Source organism: Nocardioides kongjuensis, from assembly GCF_013409625.1.
Lineage (GTDB): Bacteria > Actinomycetota > Actinomycetes > Propionibacteriales > Nocardioidaceae > Nocardioides > Nocardioides kongjuensis.
This window is the reverse complement of record NZ_JACCBF010000001.1, coordinates 1,970,213-1,996,850: the sequence shown is the minus strand read 5'-3', so window position 1 is coordinate 1,996,850 and position 26,638 is coordinate 1,970,213. Positions and strand designations below refer to the sequence as shown.

The following is a 26,638-nucleotide window of genomic DNA, read 5'->3' as shown; positions in this document are numbered from 1 at the left end:
TCCCTCGTACCGCTGGGGTCAGATCCCGCGGAACAGGTTGATCTTGTCGAGGTGCTTCTCGCGGAGCTCCTCGTTCTTGACGCCGAGACCCTCCTCGGGGGACAGGCACAGCACGCCGACCTTGCCCTGGTGCTTGTTGTGGTGCACGTCGAGCGCGGCCTGGCCGGTGTCCTCGAGCTTGTAGGTGCGCGACAGGGTGGGGTGGATCTTGCCCTGCGCGATGAGGCGGTTGGCCTCCCACGACTCGCGGTAGTTGGCGAAGTGGCTCGAGATGATCTTCTTGAGGTTCATCCACAGGTAGCGGTTGTCGTACTCGTGCATGTAGCCCGAGGTCGACGCGCAGGTGGTGATGGTGCCGCCCTTGCGGGTGACGTAGACGGAGGCGCCGAAGGTCTCGCGGCCCGGGTGCTCGAAGACGATGTCGATGTCCTCGCCGCCGGTGAGCTCGCGGATGGCCTTGCCGAAGCGCTGCCACTCCTTCGGGTTCTGCTTGGTGCCGTCCTCGTTCCAGAACTTCGGAGCGAGCTCGGAGCGGTTGATGACCATCTCGGCACCCATGTTGCGCACGATCTGGGCCTTCTCCTCGTTGGAGACCACGCAGATCGGGTTCGCGCCGCCGTTGAGGGCGTACTGGGTGGCGAACCCGCCGAGACCGCCGGACGCGCCCCAGATGAGGACGTTGTCGCCCTGCTTCATGTTGCCGCCGTTGGCCGAGACGAGCTGGCGGTACGCCGTGCAGTTGACCAGGCCGGGGGAGGCGGCCTCCTCCCAGGTGAGGTGCTCGGGCTTCGGCATCAGCTGGTTGGCCTTGACCATCGCGACGTCGGCGAGGCCGCCGAAGTTGGTCTCGAAGCCCCAGATGCGCTGGGAGGGGTCCATCATCGTGTCGTTGTGGCCGTCGGGGGCCTCGAGCTCGACCGAGAGGCAGTGCGCGACGACGCGGTCGCCGGGCTTCCACTTGTTCACGCCCGGACCGACCGCCAGCACGACGCCGGCCAGGTCGGATCCGACGATGTGGTACGGCAGGTTGTGCCGGGCGCCGAGGTCGGACTCGCGGCCGTAGCGCTCGAGGAAGCCGAAGGTCGAGACCGGCTCGAAGATCGAGGTCCACACGGTGTTGTAGTTGATCGCGGAGGCCATGACCGCCACGAACGCCTCGCCCGGGCCCAGCTCGGGCAGGGCGACCTCGTCGACGTGGAGGGACTTGCGGGGGTCCTTGTCGCGAGAGTCGAGGCCCTCGAACATGTCGACCTCGTCCTTGTGGACCGTCACGGCCCGGTAGGACTGGGGAAGCTCGAGGTTGGCGAAGTCCTCCGCGGAGGCCTCCGCCTGGATGGCGTCGAGGATGTGCTGCACGGTCGTCGTCTCCCTGGGATTCGTTGCGAGCCAGATGGCCCAGATGGGCTGGGTGGCAATACGGCCGCCGCGAAGATACCCGTCGGTAACCACTCGGTGACGGGTTCGTGACACTCATCTCATCGAGCTCGGGTCGAGACGGGGTCCGCGGCGGCTGCACCGTCCTTGGCTCGGCGGCGCATCGATGAGCCACGATAGGGCCATGACGTTGCATCCGGGTTCTGCGTCCACGCCGGGCCGCACGATCGGGGTGATCGACCTCAACGCCGACGTCGGCGAGTCCTTCGGGCGCTGGCAGCTGGGCGACGACGACGCGCTGCTCCCGCACCTCACCAGCGCCAACGTGGCGTGCGGCTTCCATGCAGGGGACCCGCTCACGTTGCGTCGTACGTGTGCGCTCGCGGTGTCCCTGGGCGTCTCGATCGGTGCCCAGATCGGCTACCGCGACCTCGCCGGCTTCGGGCGCCGGTTCGTCGACGTACCGGCCGACGAGCTGGCTGCCGACGTGCTCTACCAGCTCGGCGCCCTCGACGGGATCGCCCGCGCTGCCGGTGGCCGGGTGGCCTACGTCAAGCCGCACGGCGCGCTCTACCACGCGGTCTCGCGACACCCGGACCAGGCGCAGGCGGTCGTCGACGCGGTCGTCGCGTACGGCGGGCTGCCGGTCCTCGGCCTCGCCGGCTCGGTGTTCCTCTCGGCGGTGGCCGACGCCGGGCTGGAGCCGGTCGGCGAGGGCTTCGCCGACCGGGCCTACCTGCCCGACGGGGGACTGGTGCCGCGGTCGCGGGCCGGCGCGGTGCTGACCGACCCGGTGGCGGTCGCGGGCCAGGCCGTCGAGCTGGCCCGCTCCGGTGCCGTCCGCTCGCTCTGCGTCCACGGCGACTCGCCCGGGGCGCCGGCGCTGGCCTCGGCCGTGCGCATGGCGTTGGAGGAGGCGGGGCTGCCGGTCGGCGCCTTCGCGACCACATGAGGCTGCTGCCGTACGGCGACCGCGGGCTGTTGGTCGAGCTCGCCGACACCGCGGCCGTGGTCGCCGTCGCAGAGCTGGTCCGTACCCATCCGCTGGTCTCCGAGCTCGTCGCCGACGTCGTCCCGGGGGCTCGGACCGTGCTGGTCGTGGCACGGGCCGGGGTGCGCGTGGATCGCCTGGTGGACGTCGTACCTGACGAACGGGCTGTCGCCGAGGCGATCGCGCAGCCCGTTCGTCAGGTACGTCGCGAGGACCCGACCCGGATCCCCGTGACCTACGACGGCCCGGACCTGGCGGAGGTCGCCGCGCTGACCGGGATGGACGAGCGGGAGGTGGTGGCGGCCCACACGGGTACGCCGTGGCGGGTGGCCTTCGGGGGTTTCGCGCCGGGCTTCGCCTACCTCGTCGGCGGCGACCCGCGCCTGCGCGTGCCGCGGCGTGACGAGCCGCGGACCAGCGTCCCGGCGGGATCGGTCGGCCTGGCGGGGGAGTTCAGCGGGGTCTACCCACGTGCCTCGCCCGGCGGGTGGCAGCTGATCGGGCGCACCGACCTGTCCTTGTGGGACCTCGACCGCGACCGGCCCGCACTGCTGAGCGCCGGCGCGACCGTGGTGTTCGAGGAGGTCCGATGAGCGGCCTGCTCGTGCACGCCGTCGGCGGCCCCTGCCTGGTGCAGGACGCCGGGCGGCCCGGGCACGCGGCGATCGGGGTGGGGGTGAGCGGCGCGGCCGACCGGTCGTCGTACGCGCTCGCCAACCGGATGCTCGGCAACGCTCCGGGCGCCGCGGTCCTCGAGGTCACCCTCGGCGGGCTCGAGGTCGAGGCCACCGGCGTGGCGTGGGTGTGCGTGACCGGTGCGCCGGCCCCACTGGTGATCGAGGGCCGTGCGGAGCCGACGGGAGCCGTGCTGGCGCTGCGACCGGGACAACGGCTGCGGCTGGGACTCCCCGCGACCGGGCTGCGCAGCTACCTCGCGGTCCGCGGCGGGCTCGATGCTCCGTCCCTGCTGGGCTCCCGGTCCCGCGACACCCTCGCCGGGCTCGGCCCCGCGCCGGTGCGCGCCGGCGACCGCCTGCGCATCGGGCCCGACGGGACGGGGGAGATGCTGGTCGACGCCGTCCCCGCGAAGGTGTACGACGAACGCCCGGTCCTCCGCGTCGTCCCCGGCCCGCGCGCGGACTGGGTCGCCGACGCCGACCGGCTCGTCGAGCAGGTCTGGCGCGTGGGTGCGGCGAGCGACCGGGTCGGCCTGCGGCTCGAGGGGCACCCGTTCACGGCGTCACCGGGGAGGGGCGAGCTCCCGAGCGAGGGTGCGCTGCGCGGCGCGATCCAGGTCCCGCCGGGCGGCGGGCCGGTGGTGTTCGGTCCGGACCACCCGGTGACGGGTGGCTATCCGGTGGTCGGTGTGGTCGTCGATGCCGACACCGACCGGCTGGCCCAGCTGCGTCCGGGCGAGGAGCTCCGGTTCCGCTGGGCCTGAGACGACCGGGCTCAGTGAGCGTCGGCCGCGGGCTCGACGAGCTCGACCAGGACGCCGCCGGCGTCCTTGGGGTGCACGAAGTTGATCCGGCTGTTCGCCGTGCCGCGCCGGGCCTCGGGGTAGAGCAGGCGCAGGCCGCGCTCGCGCAGGATCGCGGAGACCTGGTCGAGGTCGGTGACCCGGTAGGCGAGCTGCTGGAGGCCCGGGCCGCTGCGGTCGATGAACTTCGCGATCGTGGACTCCGCGTTGAGCGGGGCGAGCAGCTGGATCTTGGAGTCGGTGTCGCCGACGGCGACCATCGCCTCGCGCACGCCCTGCTCCTCGTTGGTCTCCTCGTGTGCGACGTGCATGCCGAAGTTGTCGCGGTAGAACGCGATCGCCTCGTCGAGGTCGGGGACCGCGATGCCGACGTGGTCGATCGCGGTGAACAGGTGGGTGGGGACGCCTTCAGTGATGCTCATGCGCGTCATTGTGCCGTCGCCCCTCTCTTTCGGGGGTGTGACGAGTCCCTCACCGACCGCACGATGGACCCCTCGCCCCCGTCGGCTACCCACGAGTACGCTCGAATGAGTTCCGACCACACGTCTGCACGGAGGAAACATGTCCGACAACCCCAGCGTCATCGTCGCCGGCGCCCGTACGCCGATCGGTCGCCACCTCGGCGCCCTCAAGACCCTGTCGGCCGCGGACCTCGCCGGTGTCGCGATCAAGGGCGCGCTGGAGAAGGCCGGTGTCTCCGGCGACCAGGTCGACTACCTGATCGTGGGCCAGGTCCTGCAGGCCGGTGCCGGTCAGAACCCCGCCCGCACCGCGGGTCTCGCCGCCGGCCTGCCGCCGCAGGTCCCCTCGATCACCATCAACAAGGTGTGCCTGTCGGGCATCAACGCGATCGCCCAGGCCGACCAGCTGATCCGCGCCGGCGAGGCCGAGATCGTGGTCGCCGGCGGCACCGAGTCGATGACCCAGGCCCCGCACCTGCTCCCGAAGTCCCGTGAGGGCTTCAAGTACGGCGACACGACGCTGGTCGACTCGCTTGCCTACGACGCGCTCTTCGACCAGGCCACCCAGCAGGGCATGGGCAACCTGACCGAGGCGACCAACGCCTGCCGTGAGACCCCGTTGACCCGCGAGGAGCAGGACGCCGTCGCGGCCCGCTCGCACCAGCTCGCCGCCGCCGCCCAGAAGAACGGCATCTTCGACGACGAGATCGTCCCGGTCACCATCCCGCAGCGCAAGGGCGACCCGGTCGTCGTGAGCAAGGACGAGGGCGTCCGCGGCGACACCACCGTCGAGTCGCTCGCGGCCCTGCGTCCGGCGTTCGCCAAGGACGGCACCATCACCGCTGCCTCGTCCTCGCAGATCTCCGACGGTGCCGCCGCGGTCGTGGTGACCAGCAAGAAGAAGGCCGAGGAGCTCGGTCTGCCGATCCTCGCCGAGATCGTCAGCCACGGCCAGGTCGCCGGTCCGGACTCGACCCTGCAGCTCCAGCCGGCCAACGCCACCAAGAAGGCCCTCGACAAGGCCGGCCTGACCGCCGCGGACCTCGACCTGGTCGAGTTCAACGAGGCCTTCGCCGCCGTCGGCATCGAGTCGGCCCGCGCCCTCGGCATCGACGAGGACAAGGTCAACGTCAACGGTGGCGCCATCGCCATCGGCCACCCGCTGGGTGCCTCCGGTGCGCGGATCACGCTGCACCTCGCGCTCGAGCTCAAGCGCCGCGGTGGTGGCCTCGGCGCCGCCGCCCTGTGCGGCGGTGGCGGCCAGGGCGACGCGCTGGTCCTCCGGGTCCCCTCTGCCTGAGCGGACCGCTTTGCCTGAGGCGAGCAACATCCAGGGCGGCCGTCGCGGGATCACCGCGGCGGCCGTTCCTGCGCTGGTCGAGCGGGCCCGCGAGGGCGACCCGCGCTCGGTCGGGCGGCTGGTGTCGCTCGTCGAGGACGAGTCGGCGCTGCTGCCCGAGTTGATGCGGGCATTGGCGCCGTACGCCGGGCACGCCCACGTCATCGGGCTCACCGGCTCCCCGGGCGTCGGCAAGTCGACCTCGACCAACGCGCTCATCGGCGAGCTGCGCCGCCGTGGCCGCCGGGTCGCCGTCCTGGCGGTCGACCCGTCGTCGCCGTTCTCCGGCGGAGCCCTCCTCGGTGACCGGATCCGGATGGGCGACCACGTCCTGGACCCCGGCGTCTTCATCCGCTCGATGGCCGCCCGCGGCCACCTCGGCGGGCTGGCGTGGACCACCCCGCAGGCGCTGCGCGTGCTCGACGGGGCCGGCTTCGACGTCGTCCTCGTCGAGACCGTCGGTGTCGGCCAGAGCGAGGTCGAGGTCGCCGGCCAGGCAGACACCACGATCGTGCTGCTCGCGCCCGGCATGGGCGACGGGATCCAGGCCGCGAAGGCCGGCATCCTGGAGATCGGCGACCTCTACGTCGTCAACAAGTCCGACCGCGACGGTGCCGACAAGGTGCGCCGGGACCTGCGCTCGATGCTCGGCCTGGCCGAGCGCCGCGAGGGTGCCTGGAGCCCACCCGTCCTGAAGACGACCGCCTCGACCGGCGACGGCGTCGCCGACGTCGTCGACGCGATCGACGAGCACGCCGCCTGGTTGGCCGCGAGCGGCGAGCTCGAGCGCCGCCGCGTCCGTCGCGCTCGCGACGAGATCGAGACCCTCGCCCTCACGGCGCTGCGCAAGCGCTGGGGGAGTGTCGGGTCGGGCGACCGGCTCGACGAGCTCGCCGCTGCCGTGGTCGCCGGCGAGGTCGACCCCCACACGGCGGCAGCGGAGCTGACGGTCAGCTGAACTTCGGCCCCAGCGGCAGGAACGGCGGGCCCGGCAGGTCGATGCGCGGGGCACTGGCGGTGTCGATCACCGTGACCGTCGACGGCTGAGTGACCCGCAGGCCCTCGGGATCGCGCAGCGCGACCGAGAAGGTCTCGGCCGGCTCGATGACGGCGTCGGTCGAGACCGGGATCCGCACGGTGACCCGCACCGTGCCGGCCGGGACCTTCACGCGGGCGCGGAAGGCGGGCAGGTCGGTGCCGACGGTCGCCGTACCGGAGGCGGCCTCGACGACCACCGCGGTGTCGCGCCCGGCCGGTTGCGCGAGCTCGAGGGTGACGACCGCGTCGGTGCCCTCGACCACGTCCTTGGCGAGCGCGGTGACCAGGGGCGTCGGGAACCCGGGACGGCCCTTCTCGTCGAGCGCGGTGAAGCAGTAGCCGCGGCGCTTGGCGACCCGGATCACCCGCTCCACGGCGGCGACCGAGAGCGGTGAGCGGTTGACGCCGTCGTGCTGGAGCACGATGTTGCGGCCCGGGCGCAGCCCCGCGAGGATCCGCTGCGCGATCTGCGGGGAGCCGCCCCACTTCCAGTCGAGGGAGTCGTCGGTCCACAGCACGGGGACGTAGCCGGAGTCGCGGATCGCCCGGCGCGCGGGATTGGCCAGGGCGCCGTACGGCGGGCGCATCAGGCCGGTCGGGTGCAGCCCGGCGTCCCACATCGCGTTCCGTGTCGCCCGGAGCGAGCGGCGCACGTCGCGGTAGGACTGCCGGCTCATGTCGCGGTGGGCCCAGCTGTGGTTGGCCGTCAGGAAGCCGGCGCGCTCGACCTCGAGCGCCGCGGACGGGTTCGCGGCGACCCGCTGGCCGACCATGAAGAAGGTCGCCGGCACGTCGTTGCGGCGCAGCACCTGGACCAGCCGGTGCGTCGTGCCGCGGGCCGGACCGTCGTCGAAGGTGAGCGCCACCTTGCCCTTGCAACCACCCTTGCGGTGTGCCGCGGGGAGGTCCGTCATCGCCGGCGCCGGGGACGCGATCGTCACGCTCAGCAGGGTGACCAGGACGGCCACGAGGCAGCGGGCGAGGGCGGGAGCGGGACGGCGCACGGGCACAGTGTGGAGGGTGATCCCGCTCCATCCGGGCATTTCGGGCGTTTCTGGACACGTGAGGAACCTCGCGGGTCGAGCCCCGGCCGGCCGGCCGCACCGGTGCTGCGAGGATGACCGGGTGAAGGACGTCGTCATCCTCGGCTCGACCGGTTCGATCGGCACCCAGGCGCTCGACCTGGTGCGGGCCAACCCCGACCGGTTCCGGGTGGTGGGGCTGACCGCCGGGGGCGGCAACCCGGACCTGTTCGCGCACCAGGTGGCGGAGTTCGCGCCCCGGTTCCACGGGCTCGGCGAGCAGGCGAGTGTCGAGGCGGCACAGCAGGACTGCGACGTCGTGCTGAACGGGATCACCGGTGCCGTGGGCCTGCTCCCGACGCTGGCGACGCTCGAGGCCGGGACCACGCTGGCGCTGGCCAACAAGGAGTCCCTGGTCATGGGCGGCCCACTCGTGCTCGACAAGGCGAGGCCCGGCCAGATCGTGCCGGTCGACTCCGAGCACAGCGCGCTCGCGCAGTGCCTGCGCAGCGGCACCCCCGACGAGGTGCGGCGACTGGTGCTGACCGCGAGCGGCGGCCCCTTCCGTGGCCGCACCCGTGCGGAGCTCGCCGACGTCACGCCCGAGCAGGCGGGCAACCACCCCACCTGGGACATGGGCCCGGTGATCACGATCAACTCGGCCACCCTGGTCAACAAGGGTCTCGAGGTGATCGAGGCGCACCTGCTGTTCGGCATCCCGTTCGACCGCATCGACGTCGTCGTGCACCCGACGAGCGTCGTGCACTCCATGGTCGAGTTCGTCGACGGCTCCACCCTGGTCCAGGCGAGCCCGCCGACCATGCTGATCCCGATCGCGCTCGGCCTGGCCTGGCCGGACCGGGTCCCCGACGCCGCTCCCGCCGTGGACTGGACGAAGGCCGAGACCTGGCAGTTCCTCCCCCTCGACGACGAGGCGTTCCCGGCCGTGGCGCTGGCCCGCGAGGCCGGGGAGAAGGGCGGCACCGCGCCGGCCGTCTACAACGCCGCGAACGAGGTCGCGGTCGAGGCCTTCCGCGCCGGACGCCTGGGCTTCACCGGGATCGTCGACGTGGTCGCGAGCGCGCTAGCCGCCCACGACGTACCCTCGAAGGGGCAGCTCTCCCTCGACGACGTGCTCGGCGCCGACGCGTGGGCCCGAGAGGCCGCCACCCAGCTCATCGACAGGACCGCATCCCGCACATGACCGCTCTGCTCTACCTGCTCGGCGTCGTCGTCTTCGCGACGGCGATCCTGGCGTCGATCGGGCTCCACGAGCTCGGCCACATGATCCCGGCGAAGAAGTTCGGCGGGAAGGTCACCCAGTACTTCATCGGCTTCGGGCCGACCGTGTGGAGCAAGCAGGTCGGCGAGACCGAGTACGGCGTCAAGGCGATCCCGCTCGGCGGCTACGTGAAGATCGTCGGGATGCTGCCGCCGGACGCGGTCGCACTGGCCGACGAGCTGACCGACGAGGTCGACGCCGACGGCCGTGTCATCGGGCAGGTGGTCCGGGTCCGCAAGTCCAACACCGGGATGTTCACCCAGCTGATCTCGGATGCGCGTGCCGCGGAGTGGGAGACGATCCGCCCCGAGGACGCCGACCGCCTCTTCTACAAGTTCGCGTGGTGGAAGAAGGTCATCGTCATGGCCGGCGGCCCGACGGTGAACATCGTGATCGCCTTCCTCCTCTTCGCAGGCGTCTTCGCGACCTACGGCAACCCGGGCGACCCCACCATCGAGACCACCATCGACGAGGTCAACGCCTGCGTGCTGCCGGCCGAGGAGTCGGGCCGGGTGTGCACCCCCGAGGAGCTCGCCCAGAACCCCACCCCGGCCCACGCCGCCGGGATCGAGGCCGGCGACCGGTTCGTCTCCTTCAACGGCACCGAGGTCACCGACTGGGCCCAGGTCCAGAAGCTGGTCAAGGCCAACGGCACGGGGCAGGCCGAGGTGGTCGTCGAGCGCGACGGCAAGGAGCTCACCTTCCACACCCGGACCGTCGTGAAGCCCCCGCTCAAGGCGGGCGAGAAGGTCGACGAGACGGTCGGCTTCCTCGGCGTCGTCCCGCGCTCGCACCCCACCACCGGGGGCGTCGTCTACACCGTCGACCAGATGGGGACGATGACCGTCGAGGTCGTGAAGTCGCTCGCCACGCTCCCGGGCAAGGTCTGGGGCGTCGCCAAGGCGATCGTCGGTGTCGAGGAGCGCGACCCGATGGGTCCGGTCAGCATCGTCGGAGGTGGCCGCCTGGCCGGCGAGACCGCGTCGCACACCGAGATCCCGGTCACGACCAAGGTGATCTCGCTGCTGATGCTCGTGGCCGGCTTCAACTTCTTCATCGGCATGTTCAACTTCGTGCCGCTGCTGCCGCTCGACGGCGGCCACATCGCCGGCGCCCTGTGGGAGGCCGTACGCCGGGGCTGGGCCCGGCTGCGTCGCCGACCCGACCCGGGCTACGTCGACGTGGCCAAGCTGCTGCCGATCGCCTACGTCGTCGGCCTGGCGATCCTCGTGATGGGCATCGTGCTGATCGTCGGCGACATCGTCGTGCCGGTGCACCTCGAATCCTGATCCACCCCCTCCGGAAAGTAGTCTTGACGTCATGACGTCGATCAACCTCGGCATGCCGGAAGCACCCGCGCCGGTGCTCGCTCCCCGCCGCCAGACCCGCCAGATCCGGGTCGGCAAGGTCGGGGTCGGCAGCGACCACCCGATCTCGGTGCAGTCGATGACGACGACGCTCACCTCCGACGTCAACACCACGCTCCAGCAGATCGCCGAGCTCACCGCCGCGGGCTGCGACATCGTCCGCGTCGCCTGCCCCAGCCAGGACGACGCGGACGCGCTGCCGGAGATCGCCCGGCACAGCCAGATCCCGGTCATCGCCGACATCCACTTCCAGCCGAAGTACGTCTTCGCCGCGATCGAGGCCGGCTGCGCCGCCGTCCGGGTCAACCCGGGCAACATCAAGAAGTTCGACGACCAGGTCAAGGAGATCGCCAGGGCGGCCCAGGACCACGGCACGTCGATCCGGATCGGCGTCAACGCCGGCTCGCTCGACAAGCGCCTGCTCGAGAAGTACGGCAAGGCCACTCCGGAGGCGCTCGTCGAGTCCGCGGTCTGGGAGGCGAGCCTGTTCGAGGAGCACGGCTTCCGCGACTTCAAGATCTCGGTCAAGCACAACGACCCGGTCGTCATGGTGCGCGCCTACGAGCTGCTCGCCGAGCAGGGCGACTGGCCGCTGCACCTCGGCGTGACCGAGGCCGGTCCGGCCTTCCAGGGCACCATCAAGTCGGCCACCGCCTTCGGTGCCCTGCTCTCGCGCGGCATCGGCGACACCATCCGGGTCTCGCTCTCGGCGCCGCCGGTCGAGGAGGTCAAGGTCGGCATCCAGATCCTGCAGTCGCTCAACCTGCGCCCGCGCAAGCTCGAGATCGTCTCCTGCCCCTCGTGCGGCCGCGCCCAGGTCGACGTCTACACGCTCGCCGAGCGAGTCACCGCCGGCCTCGACGGGCTCGAGGTCCCGCTCCGCGTCGCCGTCATGGGCTGCGTCGTCAACGGCCCGGGCGAGGCGCGCGAGGCCGACCTCGGCGTGGCGTCCGGCAACGGGAAGGGCCAGATCTTCGTCAAGGGCGAGGTCATCAAGACCGTTCCCGAGGCCGAGATCGTCGAGACCCTGATCGAGGAGGCGATGAAGATCGCCGAGTCGATGGAGCCGGTCGAGGGCGCCGGGGCCACGGTCTCCGTCAGCTGACGCCCCACATCGCGGCCACGTGCCGCGCGTCGGTGCCGCAGCATCCACCCAGCACCTCCAGGCCGCCGAACGCGTCGAGCAGGGGCAGCTGGGCGTCCGCCAGCTCGAGCGGGTCGCCGTCGTCGAGGGTCTGCGCCTCGTCGAGCTCCGCATGGCTCATCGTCGATGCGTTGACCCGCAGGCCGCCGATCCGGTCGCGCCACGCGCCGGGTTCGAGCCCGCGCAGCACGTGGCTGGGGTGGGCGCAGTTGATGAGGAAGTACGCCGGTGGCGCGTCCGCGTCGACCGCAGCCACTGCCGCCGCGAGGGTGCTGCCGTCCGGCAGCCGCCCGTCGGTCTCGACGGTGAACCCGATCCCGACGGGCAGACCCAGGTCGGCCGCGGCCCGGCTGACGCCGATGGCCTCGCCGACCTCGGTCAGCGTCAGCACGGTCGCCCGGGTGGCGCCGGCGGCCACGAACGAGGCCAGCTGGGGCCGGTGGTACTCGGCTGCCTCGTCGGGGTCGACCGCGCCCGCGCTGACGTAGCCGTCGCCGCGGGGGCCGAGCATGCCGCCGACCTCCCAGCCGGTCAGCTCGTCGGCACGCTCGGCGGCGAGCGCGGCGAGGAAGGCGACGCTCTCGCGGTTGACCCGGTCGAGTGCCGCTGCGTCGTAGCCGAGCCGCGCGGCGTGGTCGGGGTTCGCGCGCCAGGTCGGGGTCTCGAGCAGGAGCGGCGCGCCGGCCCGCACGGCGATGTCGACGTAGGCGAGGTAGTAGTCGCGCAGGGCCGCCCTGCCCTCGTCGGTGTCGAGCAGCGGGAACGAGGCGAACTCGGGGAGGTCGAAGCCGCGCAGGAAGATCAGGTCGGTCTCGAGCCCGCCGTCCGTCACGTGTCGCGTCGCCATGGCCGCACCTCCATCGAGTCCTGCTCAGTGTCCCTCCTGCGCGGGCCTCCGGAAAGGCCGCAGCGGTCGTCCGCGACGTCCGGCGGGCGTCCTGCGCTCCGGGCACGCCCCCTCGCGCCGCCGCCTCGCGATGCACGCACCCGGAGCGCAGGCCGGCTCCGCACAACTTCCGCGGATGACCACTAGGCTCGTCGCGTGTTGACCACCCGGCACGGCGTGCGCGTCCTCGCGCAGGCCGATCTCCCCGCCTTCGTGGCCCTCGCGGGCCGCGACCCGGTCGTCAACGTGTTCGCGATCCACCGTGCCCACACCACCAACCTCGAGCCGCGCTGGCTCGGCGGCGAGATGTGGGGGCGGTTCGACGGCGGCCACCTGGTCGCTGCGTGCCACGTCGCCGCCAACCTGGTGCCCGTGCAGGCCACACCCGAGGACGCCGAGGTCTTCGCAGGCCGGGCGCTGGCCCGTCGTCGCACCGCCTCGACGATCGTGGGTCCGCAGGACGCGGTCCGGGCGTTCTGGGGTCACGTCGGCACCGAGTGGGGGCAGCCGCGCGACGTCCGCTGGGACCAGCGGCACCTCGTCATCGACACCGAGCCGCTGGTCGCGCCCGACCACGGCGTGCGGCACGGCACCCCCGAGGACATCGCGACGCTCTACCCGGCCTGCGTGGCGATGTACACCGAGGAGGTCGGCGTCTCCCCGGAGCTCGGCGGGGGAGGCGACCTCTACCGCGCCCGTGTGGCCCAGTTGGTCAGCCGGGCCTGGTCCTTCGTCCGGTACGACGGCGACGAGCTCGTCTTCAAGGCCGAGGTCGCCTGCGCGACGCCTGACGCCGCGCAGATCCAGGGCGTCTGGGTGCCGCCGCACCGGCGCGGCGAGGGGCTCGCGACCTCGGGAATGGCTGCGGTCGTGCGGCACGTACGGGCCCGGATCGCGCCGACCGTGTCGCTCTACGTCAACGACTGGAACCACCCCGCGCGCAAGGCCTACGAGAGGGTCGGGTTCACCGAGACCGCGCGCTTCGCGACCGTCATGTTCTGACCTCGCCGAGGTGGGGCAGGCCGCTCCACAGGAGGCGCGCGGCGACGTCGGTCACCTCGTCGAGCGTGGCCGCCGGGTGCTCCTGCCACCAGCGGGCCACACCGTCGACGCCGGTGATGAGCAGCTCCACGACGACCTCGGCCGCGGTCGAGCCGTGGGGGAGGCCTGCGCGGGCGAGGTCCGGCCCGAGCATGGTCGCGACCGCCTGCGTGCGGGCGGTGCGGAAGGTGCGCAGCGCGCGGTCGAGATCGGGGTCGCCGGTCGGGATCGGGTCGACCAGGATCCGGCGGGCGGCGGGCCGCTGCCGGGCGAAGGAGAGGTACGCCGCCACGGTGGCGCGCATCCGCTCGCGGCCCGCTCCCGCGCCGGTGATGCCGGCCCCCACCTCGGCGAGCATCGCGGCGCTCTGGGTGTCCAGGACGTGGAGGTAGAGGTCGCGCTTGGAGCGGAAGTGGTCGTAGAGCACGGTCCGGCTGACGCCCGCTGCACCGGCGATCTCGCCGACCGAGGCGGCGTCGTACCCACGAGCGGCGAAGACGTCGACCGCGGCCGCCTCGATCCGCTCGCGGCGCGCCGACGCGCTGAGTCGCCGGCGGACCGCCTCGGTGGTGCTCACGACGCCTCCTCGCTGCCGCTGCTCAGACCGACAGTGACGTCGGTTGTCGACGGACTCCCTTGACCGGATGTGCTTCGCGTCACGATACTCGCTGTCAACGGAAACCGACACCAGTGTCGGTTGGAGATCATGGGGTGATCGCCGATGGCGCAGCTGGACCGTCGTACCTTGCTCACGTCCGCAGGCGCCGTCGGCGCCGGAGCGGTCCTCGCCGGCGCCGGGGTGGCGCCGGCGTTCGCGGCCACGCCGGGCAGGCGGGTCGCCGTCCTCGGCGGCGGCATGGCCGGCCTGACCGCAGCCCACGAGCTCGTCGAGCGCGGCTTCGAGGTCACCGTCTTCGAGCCGTCGGCCTGGGGCGGCAAGGCCCGCAGCATCCCGGTCGCCGGCACCGGCGCAGGCGGCCGGGCGGACCTGCCCGGCGAGCACGGCTTCCGCTTCTTCCCCGGCTTCTACCACCACGTGCCCGAGACGATGCGGCGCATCCCGTTCGGGAACGGGACGGTGGGCGACAACCTGGTCGCCGCCACGGGCGGCAAGTTCCTCCGCTCCGGCGACCACGCCGACGCCTTCGTCTTCGGCATCGGCCCCGACCCGCAACAGGTCCTCACGGTCGACGGACTGCGGCGGTTCCTGCGCGACACGCTGGGCGGGTCCGCCGTACCCCCGCACGAGCTGACCTACTTCGTGGAGCGGCTCCTCGTCTTCCTCACCAGCTGCGACGAACGACGCCTCGGGCAGTGGGAGAAGGTCAGCTGGTGGGACTTCGTCGGCGCCGGCACCCGCTCGAAGCCGTACCAGCAGATCCTCGCCGCCGGCCTGACCCGCAACCTGGTCGCGGCCAAGGAGACCATCGCGAGCACCCGGACCATCGGCACCATGGGGGAGGCCTTCGTCTACAACATGATGGGCCGCGGCAACGACGGCGCACTCGACCGGGTGCTCGACCTGCCGACCAACGAGGCCTGGATCGACCCGTGGATGACCTACCTGCGTGGTCGCGGCGTCCGGTTCGTCGCCGGCCAGGGCCTGGTCCGCTACGAGACCGCCGGCGGCAGGGTCACGGCCGCGGTCCTCGCCGACGCGTCCGGTACGACGAGCCGCGTCGAGGCGGACTGGTTCGTCAGCGCGATGCCCGTCGAGCGGGTGGTGCCGACGCTGACGTCCGACCTCCTCGCCCTCGACCCGGGCCTGCGGCGGCTCTCCGCCTTGACGACCGACTGGATGGTCGGCATCCAGTTCTTCCTGCGCTCGCCGGTGCCCGTGACGAAGGGCCACATCACCTTCATCGACTCGCCGTGGGCGCTCACCGCTCTCACCCAGGGCCAGTTCTGGGCGGACCGGGTCATCTCCCGCGACTACGGCGACGGCGAGGTCGTCGACATCCTCTCGGTCGACATCTCCAACTGGGACGCGCCCGGCATCCTCCACGGCAAGCCGGCCAAGGAGTGCACGCGGCAGGAGATCGCCGACGAGGTGCTCGCCCAGGTCCGCGCCCACCACACGGTCGGGGACCTGCTGCCCGAGGGGATCATCCACTCCTGGTTCCTCGACCCGGGCATGCAGTGGAACGCCGTCGCCGGCCGCAACACCAACCAGACCCCGTTGCTGGTGAACACCGTGGACTCGTGGTCCAGCCGGCCGACCGCCCGCACCCGCGTCCCGAACCTGGTGATGAGCGGCGACTTCGTGCAGACCGACATCGACCTGGCCACCATGGAGGGCGCCAACGAGTCGGCCCGGCACGCCGTCAACGCCATCCTCGACGAGACCGGGTCGACGGCGCCGAGGGCGACGACGTACCGGCTCTACGACCCGCCCGAGCTCGCCCTGCTCAAGCAGACCGACAAGCTGCTCTACAGGCTCGGCCGCCGCAACGTCCTCGACCTGGGCTGAGACAGTGGGGCCCATGTCCGTCCCCTTCACGGCCAAGGCCGTCACCGCAGCCTTCGCCGCCAGCGGTCTCGTGCACCTCGTCCGGCCGCAGGTGTTCGAGCCGATGATCCCCGAGCAGCTGCCCGCGCCCCGGCAGGTCGTGGTCTGGAGCGGCGTGGCCGAGCTGGCCTGCGCCGCCGGGATGCTGCACCCGCGCACCCGGCGCGTGGCGGCGTACGCCGGCGCAGCGCTGCTCGTCGGTGTCTTCCCCGGCAACGTGAAGATGGCGCTCGACGCCCAGCGGGGCGACAACACCGCGCTCAAGGCCGGCACGCTCGCCCGGCTGCCGCTCCAGCTGCCCATGATCCGCGGGATGCTGAAGGCGGCCTGGGCCGCCTGAGGCTTGCTGGTTCGCGACGTCACGGGGCCCGGCCGTAGGCTTCGGCCGTGCTGATGCGGATGTCGACCCTGTTCGTGCGGACCCTGCGGGAGGACCCCTCCGACGCCGAGGTCCCGAGCCACCGGCTGCTCGTGCGGGCCGGCTACATCCGCCGCGCAGCGCCGGGCATCTACACCTGGCTGCCGCTCGGCCTGGCCGTGCTGCGCAAGATCGAGGGCATCATCCGCGACGAGATGAACGCCATCGGCGCGCAGGAGGTGTCCTTCCCCGCGCTGCTGCCGCGCGAGCCCTACGAGGCGACCAACCGGTGGACCGAGTACGGCGACGGCATCTTCCGGCTCAAGGACCGCAAGGACGGCGACTACCTGCTCGGGCCCACGCACGAGGAGATGTTCACGCTCCTCGTCAAGGACATGTACAGCTCCTACAAGGACCTGCCGCTGAGCCTGTACCAGATCCAGACCAAGTACCGCGACGAGGCGCGTCCGCGCGCCGGCCTGCTGCGCGGTCGTGAGTTCACCATGAAGGACTCCTACTCCTTCGACGTCGACGACGCGGGCCTGGAGGCGTCGTACCAGAAGCACCGCGACGCCTACGTCCGGATCTTCGACCGGCTCGGCTTCGACTACGCGATCGTCAAGGCGACCGCCGGCGCGATGGGTGGCTCGAAGTCGGAGGAGTTCCTCGCCAAGGCCGAGGTCGGCGAGGACACCTACGTCCGGTGCAGCAACTGCGACTACGCCGCCAACGTCGAGGCGGTGCAGGTCCGCCCGCCCGCGCCCGTGTCGTACGACGGCCAGCCGGCCGCCCACGCCGAGCCGACCCCCGACACCCCGACCATCGACACCCTGGTCGACCACCTCAACGCGGCCTTCCCCCGCGACGACCGTCCCTGGACGGCCGGCGACACGCTCAAGAACGTGGTCCTGGTGCTCAAGCACCCCGACGGCACCCGTGAGCCCCTCGCCATCGGCCTGCCCGGCGACCGCGAGGTCGACCAGAAGCGGCTCGAGGGCCAGCTCGAGCCGATCGAGGTCGAGCCCATGGACGAGGCGGAGTTCGCGAAGCACCCGGCGCTCGTCAAGGGCTACATCGGGCCCGGCGTGCTGGGCGAGGAGAACAAGTCCGGCATCCGCTACCTGCTCGACCCCCGTGTCGCCGAGGGCACCCGCTGGGTGACCGGCGCCGACGTCCCCGGCTCACACGTCATCGACCTGGTCGCCGGGCGGGACTTCGCCGGCGACGGCACGATCGAGGCCGCCGAGGTGCGTGACGGCGACGCCTGCCCCAACTGCACCGACGGGGTCCTCGAGTCGGCTCGCGGCATCGAGATGGGCCACGTGTTCCAGCTCGGCCGCAAGTACGCCGACGCGCTCGAGCTGAAGGTCCTCGACGAGAACGGCAAGCTGGTCACCGTCACGATGGGCTCCTACGGCATCGGCGTCACCCGGGCGGTGGCCGCCATCGCCGAGGACACCCTCGACGAGATCGGCCTGTGCTGGCCCCGCCACGTCGCCCCGGCCGACGTGCACGTCGTCGCCGCCGGCAAGGACGAGGCCGTGTTCGCAGCAGCCGAGGAGCTCGTCGCCGGCCTGACCGCCGCCGGCCTCGACGTCATCTACGACGACCGCGCCGGCAAGATCAGCCCCGGGGTGAAGTTCAAGGACGCCGAGCTGATCGGCGTACCGACGATCGTCACCGTGGGCCGTGGCGTGGCCGACCCCGACAACCGGGTGATCGAGATCAAGGACCGTCGTACCGGTGAGCGCCAGGAGGTCGCCCTCGGCGACGCCGTCACCGCGCTCGCCGCGGTCGTGCGGGGCTGATCGCGGTGGCGGTCGACGCGGTCGTCTTCGACTGGGGCGGCACGCTGACCGCCTGGCACGACATCGACTTCCACGCGGAGTCCCTGGCACTCGCCCAGGCGGTGCTGACCACGCCGGACACCTCCGACGACCACCACGCCCACGCCGCCCGTCTCCACGAGGCGGGCAGCGTGGTCTGGGGGCGCAGCCGCGACCACCAGCAGAGCGCCACGATCGGCGACCTCTTCGACGCCGCCGGGCTCGGTCACGACCCGGACCTGCTCGACGCCTACCACGCCTTCTGGGAGCCGCACACCCTCACCGATCCCGACGTGGGCCCGCTGTGGCGGTGGCTGCGCGCCGAGGGGATCAAGGTCGGCGTCCTGTCCAACACGATCTGGCCGCGCTCGTGGCACCGCGGGTACTTCGAGCGCGACGGCGTGCTCGACCTCATCGACGGTGACGTCTACACCAGCGAGATCCCGTGGACGAAGCCCTCGCCCGACGCCTTCCGCGCCGCCATGGACGCCGTCGGCGTCACCGACCCTGCCGCCTGCGTGTACGTCGGCGACCGGCTCTTCGACGACGTCTGGGGCGCCCAGAACGCCGGGATGCGCGCGATCCACGTCCCGCACAGCACGATCCCGGCCGACCAGGTCGGCCACACCGAGGGCGACCCCGACGCCGTCGCCCACCGCCTCGCCGACATCCCGGACCTGCTCGCACCCTGGCGCTGAGCGCGCTCCCGCGGAGCGGCGGTTCACGCTCAGGTGAGGGTTCCCTCATCTGCAGGTTTGTGCAGTGCACATTTATGAGGATCGCTTCCGCGGGCCCTTGGACGCGTTCTGTTGCATGATTGTGCACACGGCGGACGGTGAGCCCCACCTCTCCCGGTCGCCGAATGACCGTTGTCCCCGGTCACCATCGGTTCGCGACCCCGGCTTCGGGGGACGTCTCGGGAGTTCCCCGGATGTCGGAGGTCGCGAACCGGTGGCGTTTTTACCGACCCGTGACACTGCGAGGAACGAGCAGTGGCGGTTCTGCCGGGAAGGTCTAGTGGGCGACCGCCGTATCGAGACTTCGGTGAGGCGTCTCGACACGGCCTCGCCCAGGGGCTCGGCCTACTCGACGAGCTCCGGGGCTCCGGCGATCGACGAGCTCACAGGCCCGGCAGCCGGTCCGGCCGCCCGCCGAAGGTGGTGCTGCGCACCGCGGCGTCCACGAGCGCGTCGACCGCCCAGGCACGGGCGTCGCCGGTGGTGCTCGCGACGAGGTAGGCGTAGGTCGCCGTCGCGGACTCCTCCAGCGCGCGGGCGCGGTCGGTGACCGCCGTCGGTGTGGACAGGTCGGCGGGCACCCCGTAGCCGGGCTCGGCCGCGACCGGGTCTGCTCCGTCGGCCTGCAGCCGGGCCATCAGGTCGTCGCGGCGCGCCCGGTGCGCGGTGTAGGCCGAGGTGAGCGCCGTGTACAGCGCGGGGGAGCCCGAGGCGGAGGTCTGGCCGCCGAGGACGCCGTACACGAAGACGGCGGCGTGCTCGGCGGCGAGCGTGGTCTGCAGCGCCTCGACGGCGGGCGGGGTGTCACCCGAGGCCGCGGGCAGCTCGGCCGGCGGGCGGCTGCCGGGTCCGACCAGCACCTGGCCGAGCGCGGCGGCCATCGCGGCCAGCACCTGCGCCAGGCTGCCGCTGTGCGCCTCGCGCGCAGCGTCGACGAGCCGGTCCCGCAGCGCGGCCTCGGCGCTCACCAGGGCAGCGCGTGAGGCGGCGCGGTCGGTCGTGACCTCGGGAGCGGGGGCGGTGACGGAGCCGCCGAGCTCGGCGGCGTGGGCGTCGTGGACCCGGGCCAGGCGGGCCGCGACCTTGAGGCCGGGCACGGCACTCGCGGTCGCCGCGGCGAGGGCGCCGGTGGTGGAGATCGAGGCCAGCACGCTCTCGACGAGGCTGCTGTCGGCGTCAGCCGGGGGAGCGGTCGGTGTGACCGCGCCCGACACGCCCGGGTCGTCGTCCGAGCCGAGGACGTCGTCGATCGCGTCGCAGCCGGTCAGCAGCACCGTGGCTGCGCCGATCCCGCCGACGAGCACGAGCCGTCGCGGGACGGGGCGGTGACGGGCAGGCACCCGGCGACCCTATCGGGCAGCCGCCGGACGGGTATCGTGTGCCTCGCACAGCCACAACAGGACACGGGGAGACTCACCATGGGTACTCATTCCGCTCAGGGAGCGACAGCAGAGCGGATCGAGCACGTCCTCGTCGCGCCGCTCGCCGAGCTGGGCCTCGACCTCGAGGCCGTGGAGCTCACCCCGGCCGGGAAGCGCCGCGTGCTGCGGATCGCCGTCGACACCGACGGCGGGCTCACGCTCGACGACGTCGCGGCCGCGACCAAGGTGATCGACCGGGTCCTCGAGGACGACGGCCCCGATGGCGGGGCGAAGGCGCTCGGTGAGCTGCCGTACACGCTGGAGGTCACCTCCCGCGGCGTCGACCGGCCGCTGACCCTGCCGCGCCACTGGCGCCGCAACGAGGGCCGCCTGGTCAAGGTGACCCTCGCCGACGACGTGAGCGTGACCGGCCGGATCGGCGCCTCCGACGAGGACGGCGTGGACCTGACGGTCGACGAGAGCCTGCGGCGGGTCGCCTACGCCGACGTCCGCAAGGCGCTGGTGCAGATCGAGTTCAACCGCAAAGACATGACGAACGACGAGAACGACAAGGACGCCGACTGATGGACATCGACCTCAGCATCCTCCGGACGCTGGAGCGCGAGAAGGAGATCAAGTTCGACGTCCTCGTCGAGGCGATCGAGCAGGCGCTGCTCACGGCGTACCACAAGACCGAGGGCTCGGTCTCCCAGGCGAGGGTCGAGCTCAACCGCAAGACCGGGCACGTCACCGTGCTGGCCACCGAGCTCGACGCCGAGGGCAACAAGGTCGGCGAGTACGACGACACCCCCGACGGCTTCGGCCGCATCGCCGCGACGACCGCGAAGCAGATCATGCTGCAGCGGCTGCGCGACGCCGAGGACGAGATCAGGTTCGGCGAGTTCTCCGGCAAGGAGGGCGACATCATCTCCGGCGTCATCCAGCAGGGCCGCAACCCCGACGACGTGCTGGTCGACCTCGGCCGGATCGAGGCGCAGCTGCCCGCCAGCGAACGCGTCCCCGGCGAGGACTACCGGCACGGCACGCGCATCAAGTGCCTGGTCGTCTCGGTCCGCAAGGGCATGCGCGGACCGCAGGTCACCCTGTCCCGCTCGCACCCGAGCCTGGTCAAGAAGCTGTTCGCCCTCGAGGTCCCCGAGATCGCCGACGGCACGGTCGAGATCGCGGCGATCGCCCGCGAGGCCGGCCACCGCACCAAGATCGCGGTGAAGTCGACCGTCTCCGGCGTCAACGCCAAGGGCGCCTGCATCGGCCCGATGGGCCAGCGCGTGCGCAACGTGATGTCCGAGCTCGGCGGTGAGAAGATCGACATCGTCGACTGGTCCGACGACCCGGCGCGGCTCGTGGCGAACGCGCTGTCCCCGGCGCAGGTCCAGTCGGTCACCGTGGTCGACGCGGCGGCCCGCTCGGCACGCGTCGTCGTGCCCGACTTCCAGCTGTCGCTCGCGATCGGCAAGGAGGGCCAGAACGCCCGCCTCGCCGCCCGGCTCACCGGCTGGCGCATCGACATCCACTCCGACGAGGAGGCCTGAGCCCCCTCGCCGACCGCGGACCGGGTGCCGGTTCGTGAAGTCGACCACCCAAGCGGTAGAGTTGACCCTCGGTGGCACACCGACCGAATTCCCCTGCATGCCCTGACGTCGTCCCGATCCCGGGGCCCGTCCGGACCTGCGTCGGATGCCGGGCGCGCGCCACCAAGAGCGAGTTGTTGCGGGTGACCGCCGGCTCGGGAACCGACGGCCAGCCGGCCGTCGTCCCGGATCCTGGTGGCACCGCGCCGGGCCGTGGAGCGCACCTGCACCCCACGACCGGTTGCTACGACCTCGCGGTACGGCGGAAGGCCTTCTCCCGCGCGCTCCGGATCACTCCGGGCGCGGGTGGGCTCTCCAGCGTGCCGGTGAGGGAGTACGTCGCCCAGGCGGCCGCAGCTCGGACCGATCCGACCGACAGAGACTGGAGCAACAGCTCATGAGCACTCGATGAGTATCTCGCGATGAGCCAGTTCGTTCTGCACCACCCACCAACGGTCTAGAGATCCATCCCGGGTCTTGGGCCAGAAGGAGAACCGTGGCCAAGACCCGAGTTTCCGAACTCGCGAAGCAGTACGGCATCAAGAGCGCCGACGCGCTCAAGATGCTCAGTGACATTGGCGAGTTCGCCAAGACGGCGTCGTCGAGCATCGAGCTCCCCGCCGTGAAGAAGTTCGAGGCGACCTATGGAGCCGAGCTCCTCGCCAAGATGAAGCCCGCCGGCGAGTCCGCCGGCGAGGCCGCCAAGCCCGCCCCCAAGGCTCCGGCCAAGAAGGCTGCCGCCGCGCCCGAGGCGCCGGCCGCTGCTGCGCCGGCTCCGGCCGCCCCGGCCCCGGCCGCCGAGGCCCCTGCGGCTCCGGCTGCCGCCGCGCCCAAGCCCGGCGGTCCCCGCCCGGGCCCGCGGCCCGGTCCGAAGGCCCCGGCCGCACCGGAGGCACCGGCGGTCGAGGAGAAGCCCGCCGCTGCCGCGGCTCCGGCTGCGCCCGAGGCCCCGGCTGCTCCCGCCGCTCCGGCTGCCAAGCCCGGTGCCCCGAAGCCCCCGACGCCCAAGGCGCCGGCTCCGGCTCCGCGTCCGGTCGGCAAGCCCGGTGGCACCCCGCGGCCGGGCAACAACCCGTTCGCGCCCAGCCAGGGCATGGGCCGTCGTCCCGCTCCGCCGCCGCGCGAGGGTGAGGCCGGTCCGGCCGGCCCGCGTCCGCCGGCCGGCGCCGGTGGCGGTGCCCGTCCGGGCATGCCGCGTCCCAACCCGGCGATGATGCCGAAGTCCGCCGGTGCCTTCGGGCAGGGCGGCCCCGGCGGTCGTGGCCCGGGTGGTCCCGGTCGTCCCGGCCCCGGTGGCCGTGGCCCGGGTGGTCCGGGTCGCGCTGGCGCCCCGGGTCGTCCCGGCGCGGGTGCGGGTGCCGGTGCTCCCGGCGGTCGCGGTCCCGGTGGCTTCGGCCCCGGTGGCGGTGGTCGTCCCGGTGGTGGCGGTCGTCCCGGCCAGCGTGGCCAGACCCAGGGTGCCTTCGGTCGCCCGGGTGGTCCCGCGCGCCGCGGCCGCAAGTCGAAGCGGGCGCGTCGCCAGGAGTTCGAGGCCATGGAGGCCCCGACGATCGGCGGCATGCGGGTCCGCAAGGGCAACGGTGAGACGGTCCGTCTCGCCCGCGGCTCGTCGCTGACCGACTTCGCCGACAAGATCGGCGTCGACGCCGCCTCGCTGGTGCAGATGCTCTTCCACCTCGGCGAGATGGTCACGGCCACCCAGTCGGTGGGCGACGAGACGCTGGAGCTGCTCGGTGACGAGCTCAACTACGTCGTCGAGGTCGTCTCCCCGGAGGACGAGGACCGCGAGCTGCTCGAGTCGTTCGACATCGAGTTCGGTGCCGACGAGGGCGGCGAGGACGACCTGGTCGTCCGCCCGCCGGTCGTGACTGTCATGGGTCACGTCGACCACGGAAAGACCAAGCTCCTCGACGCGCTGCGCAACGCCAACGTCGTCGCGGGCGAGGCCGGTGGCATCACCCAGCACATCGGTGCCTACCAGGTCCACACCGAGGTCGACGGCGACGACCGCCGGATCACCTTCATCGACACCCCGGGTCACGAGGCGTTCACCGCCATGCGTGCCCGTGGTGCCCAGGCGACCGACATCGCCGTCCTGGTGGTCGCGGCCGACGACGGCGTCATGCCGCAGACGGTCGAGGCGCTCAACCACGCCAAGGCGGCGAACGTGCCGATCGTGGTCGCGGTCAACAAGATCGACAAGGAGTCGGCCGACCCGACCAAGGTCCGTGGCCAGCTCTCCGAGTACGGCCTCGTGCCCGAGGAGTACGGCGGCGACGCGATGTTCGTCGACGTCTCGGCCAAGGCCGGGCTCAACCTCGACAAGCTGCTCGAGGCGATCGTGCTCACCGCCGACGCGTCCCTGGACCTGCGGGCCAACCCGGTCCAGGACGCCCAGGGCCTCGTGGTCGAGGCGCACCTCGACCGCGGTCGCGGCCCGGTGGCCACGATCCTCGTCCAGCGCGGAACCCTGCGCGTCGGCGACTCGATCGTCGCCGGTCCGGCCCACGGTCGTGTCCGCGCCATGCTCGACGAGCACGGCAACGAGCTGACCGAGGCCGACCCGGCCCGGCCCGCGATGGTCCTCGGCCTCTCGTCCGTCCCGGGCGCCGGCCAGAACTTCATCGTGGTCGAGGACGACCGGATGGCACGCCAGATCGCCGAGAAGCGTGAGGCGCGCGAGCGGGCGGCCATGCAGGCCAAGCGCCGCGTGCGTCGTACCCTCGAGGACTTCATGGCCTCCATGGAGAAGGGCGAGAGCCAGGAGCTCAACCTCATCCTCAAGGGCGACGTGTCCGGTTCGGTCGAGGCACTCGAGGACGCCCTCGCGCAGATCGACGTCGGCGACGAGGTCAGCCTGCGGGTCATCGACCGCGGTGTCGGTGCGATCACCGAGACCAACGTCGACCTCGCTGCCGCCTCCGACGCGATCATCATCGGCTTCAACGTCCGCCCGCAGGGCAAGGCGGGTCAGATGGCCGAGAAGGAAGGCGTCGAGATCCGCTACTACTCGGTCATCTACCAGGCGATCGAGGAGATCGAGGCGGCCCTCAAGGGCATGCTCAAGCCGGAGTACGAGGAGCACGCCCTCGGCCAGGCGGAGATCCGTGCGATCTTCCGCTCGTCCAAGATCGGCAACATCGCCGGTTGCATGGTCACGAGTGGTGTCATCCGCCGCAACGCCAAGGTCCGCGTCCTGCGCGACGGCGCCGTGGTGGCCGACAACCTCGACCTCGCCTCGCTCAAGCGGGAGAAGGACGACGCGGCCGAGGTCCGGGAGGGATTCGAGTGCGGTCTCGTGCTCCGCAACTTCCAGGACATCAAGGAGGGCGACATCGTCGAGGCCTTCGAGATGCGGGAGATCCCGCGCTCCTGACGGCTCACCGACCCGTCGCAAAAGTGCGCGTCATGCGGCACGTTTGCGACGGGTCGGACGGTTTCCCGCGCACTTTCGCGACGGGGCGGTGAAAGGAACAGACCATGGTCAGCCCGCGGGTACGCAAGATCGCCGACCGGATCCAGGTGATCGTCGCCGAGATGCTCGAGCGTCGGATCAAGGACCCGCGCCTCGGCTTCGTCACCGTGACCGAGGTCCGGCTCACCGGCGACGCGCAGAACGCGACCGTCTACTACACGGTCCTGGGCGAGGACGCCGACCAGCAGGCGAGTGCCGCGGCGTTGGAGTCGGCCAAGGGCGTGCTCCGCTCGGAGGTCGGCAAGCAGCTCGGCATGCGGCACGTGCCGTCGCTCGCCTTCGAGCTCGACGCCGTCCCCGAGACGGCCCGCCACCTCGACGAGGTGCTGGCCCGGGCCCGCGCGGCCGACGCGGCGGTCGCCGCCGCCCGCGAGGGTGCGCAGCCGGCAGGTGAGGCCGACCCGTACAAGAAGCCGCGCGAGGTCGTCGACGAAGAGGCCGAGGACGACTAGTGGTCGCCGAGCCCGTCGTGCCGTCGGGCCTGGTCGTGGTCGACAAGCCCGCCGGCATGACGTCGCACGCCGTCGTGTCCCGCGTACGACGCGCGGTCGGCACCCGCAAGGTCGGCCACGCCGGCACCCTCGACCCGATGGCGACCGGGGTGCTGGTGCTCGGCGTCGAGCGCGCCACCCGGCTGCTCGGTCACCTGATGCTCACCGAGAAGGCGTACGACGCCACGGTCCGCCTCGGGATGTCGACCACCACGGACGACGCCGAGGGCGAGCTCGTCGCCGCCATGCCGGCCGGCGGGCTCGACCCCGAGGCCGTGCGGGCGCAGCTCGCCACCCAGGTCGGCGAGATCCTGCAGGTCCCCACCGCCGTCAGCGCGATCAAGGTCGACGGCAAGCGCGCCTACCAGCGGGTGCGCGACGGTGAGGAGGTCGAGCTCGAGGCCCGGCCGGTGACCGTCCACGAGCTGACCGTCCACGACCAGCGGGTCGTGGGGGAGTTCCTCGACGTCGACATCACGGTCCGGTGCTCGAGCGGGACCTACATCCGGGCCATCGCGCGCGACGTGGGGGCCGCACTCGGCGTGGGCGGGCACCTCACCGCACTGCGTCGTACCGCGGTCGGGCCGTTCACCCTCGACGGAGCGGTCACCGACCTCGAGCAGGTCACGCTCACCCCCCTCGCCGACGCCGCCCGGGCGAGCTTCCCGGCGCTCGACCTCGACGCCGACCAGGCCCAGGCGGTCCGCTACGGCCGCCCGCTCCCGCTCGGCATCGAGACGCTCACCGGGGTGTTCGCGCCGGACGGGGAGTTCCTCGCGCTCTACCGTCCCGAGGGTGGCGCGGCGCGCCCGGCGGCCGTCTTCGTCGGCTGACGTCGGCCCGCGCCGGCGGATGTGGGAGAGT

Annotated in this window: 25 protein-coding genes; 19 read left to right on the top strand and 6 right to left on the bottom strand. The window is 72.3% G+C overall.

Going from position 1 to position 26,638, the window contains the following annotated elements; genetic code table 11:
* Positions 1-18 precede the first annotated feature (18 nt).
* The gene (gene ccrA, locus BJ958_RS09630; protein ID WP_179726630.1) at positions 19-1,356 is read right to left on the bottom strand and encodes a crotonyl-CoA carboxylase/reductase; all 1,338 of its coding nucleotides are present in this window, start codon (positions 1,354-1,356) and stop codon (positions 19-21) included.
* A 244-nt stretch (positions 1,357-1,600) separates the two neighbouring features.
* Between ccrA and BJ958_RS09625 the strand changes: the two genes are divergently transcribed.
* From BJ958_RS09625 to BJ958_RS09615, 3 genes are read left to right on the top strand one after another with little or no spacing between them, the layout of a single operon-like run.
* On the top strand, positions 1,601-2,326 hold the full coding sequence (locus BJ958_RS09625) for a LamB/YcsF family protein (protein ID WP_343052823.1): 726 nt from the start codon (positions 1,601-1,603) through the stop codon (positions 2,324-2,326).
* Positions 2,323-2,958 (top strand): 5-oxoprolinase subunit B family protein, encoded by a 636-nt coding sequence (locus BJ958_RS09620; protein WP_179726628.1) that lies wholly within the window; start codon positions 2,323-2,325, stop codon positions 2,956-2,958. The genes BJ958_RS09625 and BJ958_RS09620 overlap by 4 nt, the downstream gene beginning before the upstream one ends.
* Positions 2,955-3,806 (top strand): 5-oxoprolinase subunit C family protein, encoded by an 852-nt coding sequence (locus tag BJ958_RS09615; RefSeq protein ID WP_179726627.1) that lies wholly within the window; start codon positions 2,955-2,957, stop codon positions 3,804-3,806. The genes BJ958_RS09620 and BJ958_RS09615 overlap by 4 nt, the downstream gene beginning before the upstream one ends.
* An 11-nt stretch (positions 3,807-3,817) precedes the next feature.
* Here the strand turns inward: BJ958_RS09615 and mce are convergent, their stop codons facing one another.
* Positions 3,818-4,267 carry a methylmalonyl-CoA epimerase gene (gene mce, locus BJ958_RS09610; protein WP_179726626.1) on the bottom strand — a complete coding sequence of 150 codons (450 nt, stop codon included), beginning with the start codon at positions 4,265-4,267 and terminating at the stop codon, positions 3,818-3,820.
* 139 nt (positions 4,268-4,406) lie between these two features.
* Here mce and BJ958_RS09605 point away from each other — a divergent pair, with 139 nt between their 5' ends.
* On the top strand, positions 4,407-5,606 hold the full coding sequence (locus BJ958_RS09605; RefSeq protein ID WP_179726625.1) for an acetyl-CoA C-acetyltransferase: 1,200 nt from the start codon (positions 4,407-4,409) through the stop codon (positions 5,604-5,606).
* Positions 5,607-5,616: 10 nt separating this feature from the next.
* On the top strand, positions 5,617-6,603 hold the full coding sequence (gene meaB, locus BJ958_RS09600) for a methylmalonyl Co-A mutase-associated GTPase MeaB (protein WP_218865666.1): 987 nt from the start codon (positions 5,617-5,619) through the stop codon (positions 6,601-6,603).
* On the opposite strand, the gene BJ958_RS09595 is transcribed toward meaB, so the two are convergent.
* Positions 6,596-7,687 carry a polysaccharide deacetylase family protein gene (locus tag BJ958_RS09595; RefSeq protein WP_179726624.1) on the bottom strand — a complete coding sequence of 364 codons (1,092 nt, stop codon included), beginning with the start codon at positions 7,685-7,687 and terminating at the stop codon, positions 6,596-6,598. The two genes, meaB and BJ958_RS09595, sit on opposite strands and share 8 nt — an antisense overlap.
* Before the next feature lie 121 nt (positions 7,688-7,808).
* Between BJ958_RS09595 and dxr the strand changes: the two genes are divergently transcribed.
* From dxr to ispG, 3 genes are read left to right on the top strand one after another with little or no spacing between them, the layout of a single operon-like run.
* Positions 7,809-8,909 carry a 1-deoxy-D-xylulose-5-phosphate reductoisomerase gene (dxr, locus tag BJ958_RS09590; RefSeq protein ID WP_179726623.1) on the top strand — a complete coding sequence of 367 codons (1,101 nt, stop codon included), beginning with the start codon at positions 7,809-7,811 and terminating at the stop codon, positions 8,907-8,909.
* A complete protein-coding gene (locus BJ958_RS09585; protein ID WP_281367162.1) occupies positions 8,906-10,276 on the top strand; it encodes a M50 family metallopeptidase in 1,371 nt (456 codons plus the stop codon). The genes dxr and BJ958_RS09585 overlap by 4 nt, the downstream gene beginning before the upstream one ends.
* 31 nt (positions 10,277-10,307) lie before the next feature.
* Complete coding sequence (ispG, locus tag BJ958_RS09580) at positions 10,308-11,459, top strand: flavodoxin-dependent (E)-4-hydroxy-3-methylbut-2-enyl-diphosphate synthase (RefSeq protein ID WP_179726622.1); 1,152 nt, start codon at positions 10,308-10,310, stop codon at positions 11,457-11,459.
* On the opposite strand, the gene BJ958_RS09575 is transcribed toward ispG, so the two are convergent.
* Complete coding sequence (locus BJ958_RS09575) at positions 11,452-12,345, bottom strand: homocysteine S-methyltransferase family protein (RefSeq protein WP_179726621.1); 894 nt, start codon at positions 12,343-12,345, stop codon at positions 11,452-11,454. The two genes, ispG and BJ958_RS09575, sit on opposite strands and share 8 nt — an antisense overlap.
* Positions 12,346-12,540: 195 nt before the next feature.
* Between BJ958_RS09575 and BJ958_RS09570 the strand changes: the two genes are divergently transcribed.
* The gene (locus BJ958_RS09570; protein ID WP_179726620.1) at positions 12,541-13,386 is read left to right on the top strand and encodes a GNAT family N-acetyltransferase; all 846 of its coding nucleotides are present in this window, start codon (positions 12,541-12,543) and stop codon (positions 13,384-13,386) included.
* Here the strand turns inward: BJ958_RS09570 and BJ958_RS09565 are convergent.
* A complete protein-coding gene (locus BJ958_RS09565) occupies positions 13,376-14,002 on the bottom strand; it encodes a TetR family transcriptional regulator (RefSeq protein WP_218865664.1) in 627 nt (208 codons plus the stop codon). The genes BJ958_RS09570 and BJ958_RS09565 overlap by 11 nt on opposite strands.
* Positions 14,003-14,146: 144 nt before the next feature.
* Here BJ958_RS09565 and BJ958_RS09560 point away from each other — a divergent pair, with 144 nt between their 5' ends.
* From BJ958_RS09560 to BJ958_RS09545, 4 genes are read left to right on the top strand one after another with little or no spacing between them, the layout of a single operon-like run.
* Positions 14,147-15,895: a hydroxysqualene dehydroxylase gene (locus BJ958_RS09560; protein WP_179726619.1), complete on the top strand. Its 1,749-nt coding sequence runs from the start codon at positions 14,147-14,149 to the stop codon at positions 15,893-15,895.
* Between the two features lie 13 nt (positions 15,896-15,908).
* A complete protein-coding gene (locus BJ958_RS09555) occupies positions 15,909-16,274 on the top strand; it encodes a DoxX family protein (RefSeq protein ID WP_179726618.1) in 366 nt (121 codons plus the stop codon).
* Positions 16,275-16,321: 47 nt separating this feature from the next.
* On the top strand, positions 16,322-18,100 hold the full coding sequence (locus BJ958_RS09550; protein ID WP_179726617.1) for a proline--tRNA ligase: 1,779 nt from the start codon (positions 16,322-16,324) through the stop codon (positions 18,098-18,100).
* Positions 18,101-18,105: 5 nt separating this feature from the next.
* Complete coding sequence (locus BJ958_RS09545) at positions 18,106-18,816, top strand: HAD-IA family hydrolase (protein ID WP_179726616.1); 711 nt, start codon at positions 18,106-18,108, stop codon at positions 18,814-18,816.
* Positions 18,817-19,238: 422 nt separating this feature from the next.
* Here the strand turns inward: BJ958_RS09545 and BJ958_RS29000 are convergent, their stop codons facing one another.
* Positions 19,239-20,195: a DUF4439 domain-containing protein gene (locus BJ958_RS29000; protein ID WP_179726615.1), complete on the bottom strand. Its 957-nt coding sequence runs from the start codon at positions 20,193-20,195 to the stop codon at positions 19,239-19,241.
* Between the two features lie 78 nt (positions 20,196-20,273).
* On the opposite strand from BJ958_RS29000, the gene rimP reads away from it, so the two are divergent.
* The 6 genes from rimP to truB all read left to right on the top strand — a co-directional run bounded on the left by rimP (position 20,274) and on the right by truB (position 26,607).
* Positions 20,274-20,801 carry a ribosome maturation factor RimP gene (rimP, locus tag BJ958_RS09535; protein ID WP_179726614.1) on the top strand — a complete coding sequence of 176 codons (528 nt, stop codon included), beginning with the start codon at positions 20,274-20,276 and terminating at the stop codon, positions 20,799-20,801.
* Positions 20,801-21,769: a transcription termination factor NusA gene (gene nusA, locus BJ958_RS09530; RefSeq protein ID WP_179726613.1), complete on the top strand. Its 969-nt coding sequence runs from the start codon at positions 20,801-20,803 to the stop codon at positions 21,767-21,769. Before rimP ends, nusA begins: the two co-directional genes overlap by 1 nt.
* 71 nt (positions 21,770-21,840) lie before the next feature.
* Positions 21,841-22,209 (top strand): YlxR family protein, encoded by a 369-nt coding sequence (locus BJ958_RS09525; protein WP_273517802.1) that lies wholly within the window; start codon positions 21,841-21,843, stop codon positions 22,207-22,209.
* A 95-nt stretch (positions 22,210-22,304) separates the two neighbouring features.
* On the top strand, positions 22,305-25,184 hold the full coding sequence (gene infB / locus BJ958_RS09520; protein WP_179726612.1) for a translation initiation factor IF-2: 2,880 nt from the start codon (positions 22,305-22,307) through the stop codon (positions 25,182-25,184).
* 104 nt (positions 25,185-25,288) lie between these two features.
* A complete protein-coding gene (rbfA, locus tag BJ958_RS09515) occupies positions 25,289-25,735 on the top strand; it encodes a 30S ribosome-binding factor RbfA (RefSeq protein ID WP_179726611.1) in 447 nt (148 codons plus the stop codon).
* The gene (gene truB / locus BJ958_RS09510; RefSeq protein ID WP_273516067.1) at positions 25,735-26,607 is read left to right on the top strand and encodes a tRNA pseudouridine(55) synthase TruB; all 873 of its coding nucleotides are present in this window, start codon (positions 25,735-25,737) and stop codon (positions 26,605-26,607) included. Before rbfA ends, truB begins: the two co-directional genes overlap by 1 nt.
* Positions 26,608-26,638: the final 31 nt, after the last annotated feature.